Source organism: Polaromonas sp. (genome assembly GCF_041689105.1).
GTDB lineage: Bacteria > Pseudomonadota > Gammaproteobacteria > Burkholderiales > Burkholderiaceae_C > Polaromonas.
Genome location: NZ_JBDNGU010000221.1, coordinates 1 through 3356, shown reverse-complemented (window position 1 = coordinate 3356; position 3356 = coordinate 1). Strand labels below are relative to the sequence as shown.

Below are 3356 nucleotides of genomic sequence, written 5' to 3'. Positions count from 1 at the left end.
CTAACCTTATTCGTTAGGCCGTGCCCTTGTTTTGTGGCCCTGCCTGCACTAATTCATTTACGAGCTCTTGGATTTTAGATGTGTGTTGCGGCTGCTTTTTGCCCAGTCGAGTGCCTGCGCCGGACCCGAAAAAGTAGGACGCTCCACCTGCGATGAAGAAGAGCGAGAAGCCCAATGTGAAGGGAATTAGAACTAAGCCGAGAAGAACCATCAAACAACCATCCTTCGATTGCGCGAGATCCACTTTGAGCGCCGCCTGCTGCTCCTCTGACAACCGATAGAGATCACTATCTAAGCCTAGTACGTCATGAGAAAACAACTCGGACTGACCTCTTCCTGCTAGGGGCATCATCGGGTCGTTGCTGAATTTTCCAAACGCTCGATGCTTATCGAAGTGCTCAAGGAGGGTTTGCTCGACATCCCAGGCATCTTCGCGAAACGTAAAAAGAAGAACGCGGTCAATCAGCTTTTCGTCACCGAGTCCACCGAAGCTCATGCGTTCCATCAAACTTGGCTTGGTCGTGTATCCAATCTTGTAGAACGTTCCTTGCTGGGTTATGAGCCTTGTGTAGTAGACGTGACCTCCGGGATTATTTGGTCGCTTGAACCATCTTTTTAGTCGATTGAACATCATTAGCCCGAGTAAGTTGGATTCCTGGTCTTGCGTCGCCTAATGCTGTTTCAGCGCGACCTAACGAATGAAAGGGACTTCCCCGTCCTGAGGTAGCGGCGAAGGTGTCGCGAACGGCATCAAAAGTGCGCTGATTGAAATCGCAGTTTTCATCAACACCACCAGTGGAGGAAAGTCATGAACATTATCACGATAGGAATTGACCTTGCCAAGAATGTTTTTGCTATTCACGGCGTAGATGAGAATGGCAAGGTTGGGCTGGTCAAACCCAAGGTTGCACGCGACCAACTGTTGCCCCTGATTGCCAACCTGCCACCGTGCCTGATTGGCATGGAAGCCTGCAGCGGTGCACACCACTGGGCACGACAGTTTCAACAGTACGGCCACACCGTCCGCTTGATCGCGCCCAAGTTTGTCACCCCATACCGCATGACGGGCAAGCGCGGCAAGAACGATGCAGCCGATGCGGCCGCCACCTGTGAAGCCGTCACCCGTCCGCAGATGCTATTTGTGCCGATCAAGGACGAACACCAGCAAGCCACCTTGACCTTACATCGAACCCGCCAAGGCTTCGTCGAAGAACGCACCGTCCTGTACAACCGCCTGCGCGGACTCATTGCCGAATTTGGCATCGTCCTTCCACAAAAGGTGGAACGCCTGCGCGGCTGAAATCGGTGCACACCTGGAAGACCTGCCGGGTTGGTCCAACCGCTGTGTGGGCGATATGCTCGCTCATGCGGGCCAGCTAGAAGAACGTATCCACGAATATGACAAAGCGATCGCACAAATCGCGCGTGACGATGCGCGCAGCAAACGTTTGATGCAGCTACCGGGGATAGGACCTACCACGGCCAGTGCACTGCTGGCCAGCATTGGTAGTGGGCATGACTTCAGCAACGGGCGTCAGGTCGCAGCATGGATCGGACTCGTGCCGGGCCAATACAGCAGCGGTGGCAAAGCGCGACTCGGACGCATCACCAAAGCCCGCTCAGCTTCCTGAGGTTGGCCAGGCGCTTCTCTGCCAACTGCCCGCACTGGCTCACCACTTTCGGTCTGGTAGGGATTGAATCCTTCTTCTGCACTGGCTGACTCTCTGTCGTTTTCATATTCCTGATTTTGTTGGTCTTGTATATCGTTGTCAGTAAGAATATCTGAAATAGAATCATCATGCGCGTCATCGTAAAGTCTTGCAATGTCAGCAGCCTGCTGTCCGTATTCGTCCTTGATATGTGCGTACATGGCTTCGCGCTGGCTTTGCATTTCCTCCATTTCAGCCTGGTGCTGATCCTCTCGATCCTGAAGAGCCTCTTCAATTGCCCTGTCGGAATTCAACTTGTACTTTTTCTGCCCACCACCAGTTCTGAATTTAGAGCGTCATACAGCTCATTTCTTCCGTCCATGTCATCAAGTTGAGATTGCGTGATGTAACCGTGCTTAAACAGCATTGTTGCCATTGCGTCCGGGTTTGTACCGGTTTTCCTAAACACCGGCCCAACACCGGGTACCATTTTATTGCTAACAGTATCGCCTGTTATATTCTGTCTCCAATTCACGCGAATACCGCCCAGCTTCACCACTACGGTTGCAAGGCTATCGCTCTCACCGATAGCCACCTGTTTGGATTGCTGTAATCGGTTCCATGCAGATGCAGTGTTCAGGTCTTGTTCCTCTGTTCTCCGAATTCTTGGGCAACCCTCTCGCGCGTCGTGTGTAGTCAGCCATGTTGGCAAACGCCATTTTAGCGATCTCTTCGATCACTGATTGAGCTGTGACCCCGACCTTTTCTGCACGCTGAGTCATTAGCTGTTGGATGAATTCGGCAATACCAACTTTTCCCAACATTTTCGGGCCCGTTACATCGGCGTTTTTAGTGCTGTAACCCGCACGGATAGCGGCCTGCGTTGCGTTTAGATCAACCAGGTATTCCCGGCAGAACATTTTGCGTTTTGCGTTCAGTTTTTGGGCTGGTTTGAGCTTTTCCTTTGCTCATCGCCTGTAAGTTTCTCAGCAACCCTCTAATGTGCTGGCTTGCCACACCCAATAAACTAAAAAGCCCGAGCAATACCGCCCCGGGCAAACTAGCGCGCTTCCTGCCAGTCCACTTATTATAGCCCATGATCCTAAATATTGAGAATTTGGAAAAATAAAGTTTTTGGGGACAGCGTCTCCGAGTCATCGCAGATCGTTTGCGGTAACGGTACAAAGTTTACGAGCAAAGCAATGTTCTTTGGAATCCAGGAAAGTCGAGTACGGCTGGCCTGTATTCGCAACCTAGCCATGCCGGCATGGCTTCTCCGTGGTTACTTCCGCGAGTCACGTCTGCTCGAAATGTTGAGCATTGCACACGGTGATGGTCGCTTCGCAAAAACATACAGCAGCTGGCGAAAACTAATGTACTGGAGCTGGTCGACTGATTGTAGTAATAACGTTTGAACTTTGGCATGTGTCGCACCCGATTTAGTTGCGGTGTCACATTTTAGCAGAATGTTTGGTTTGTGGGGTTTTTCTACAGCCTCAATGTCGCAATTAACAGGAGCGGCGTTATTTATGAATCTGAATTTTTATGACGCTTGTTTTATAAATATGGGGCTTCACCACATTGAGTGGGTAGTTTAAGCTTGCAGGCATGAGAGATACAGACCTTTACGCGCAGATTTTGGGGCTACGTTCACCGTGGCGTGTTGATAACGTGGTATTGGACCGCATCGAGGGAGAGGTAACTGTT

4 protein-coding genes and 2 pseudogenes are annotated in these 3356 nt (G+C 51.1%); 2 read left to right on the top strand and 4 right to left on the bottom strand.

The genetic code is table 11. The features are described 5' to 3' along the window. Positions 1 to 13: 13 nt before the first annotated feature. Positions 14 to 631, bottom strand: coding sequence for a GIY-YIG nuclease family protein (locus tag ACESMT_RS21035; RefSeq protein WP_372828536.1), 618 nt, complete (start codon positions 629 to 631; stop codon positions 14 to 16). Between the two features lie 177 nt (positions 632 to 808). On the opposite strand from ACESMT_RS21035, the pseudogene ACESMT_RS21030 reads away from it, so the two are divergent. Then, a pseudogene (locus tag ACESMT_RS21030) lies at positions 809 to 1625 on the top strand (IS110 family transposase); the annotation flags it as partial. Here the strand turns inward: ACESMT_RS21030 and ACESMT_RS21025 are convergent. The 3 genes from ACESMT_RS21025 to ACESMT_RS21015 are packed head-to-tail and all read right to left on the bottom strand — an operon-like array spanning position 1535 to position 2569. Next, positions 1535 to 1963 (bottom strand): hypothetical protein, encoded by a 429-nt coding sequence (locus ACESMT_RS21025; protein WP_372828535.1) that lies wholly within the window; start codon positions 1961 to 1963, stop codon positions 1535 to 1537. The pseudogene ACESMT_RS21030 and the gene ACESMT_RS21025 overlap by 91 nt on opposite strands. Further along, positions 1960 to 2244, bottom strand: coding sequence for a hypothetical protein (locus ACESMT_RS21020; RefSeq protein WP_372828534.1), 285 nt, complete (start codon positions 2242 to 2244; stop codon positions 1960 to 1962). The genes ACESMT_RS21025 and ACESMT_RS21020 overlap by 4 nt, the downstream gene beginning before the upstream one ends. Further along, positions 2231 to 2569, bottom strand: a complete 339-nt coding sequence (locus ACESMT_RS21015) for a terminase small subunit (RefSeq protein WP_372828533.1) — start codon at positions 2567 to 2569, stop codon at positions 2231 to 2233. The genes ACESMT_RS21020 and ACESMT_RS21015 overlap by 14 nt, the downstream gene beginning before the upstream one ends. 340 nt (positions 2570 to 2909) lie before the next feature. Between ACESMT_RS21015 and ACESMT_RS21010 the strand changes: the two are divergent. Further along, positions 2910 to 3019: pseudogene (locus ACESMT_RS21010) on the top strand (AAA family ATPase); the annotation flags it as partial. Positions 3020 to 3356 lie beyond the last annotated feature (337 nt).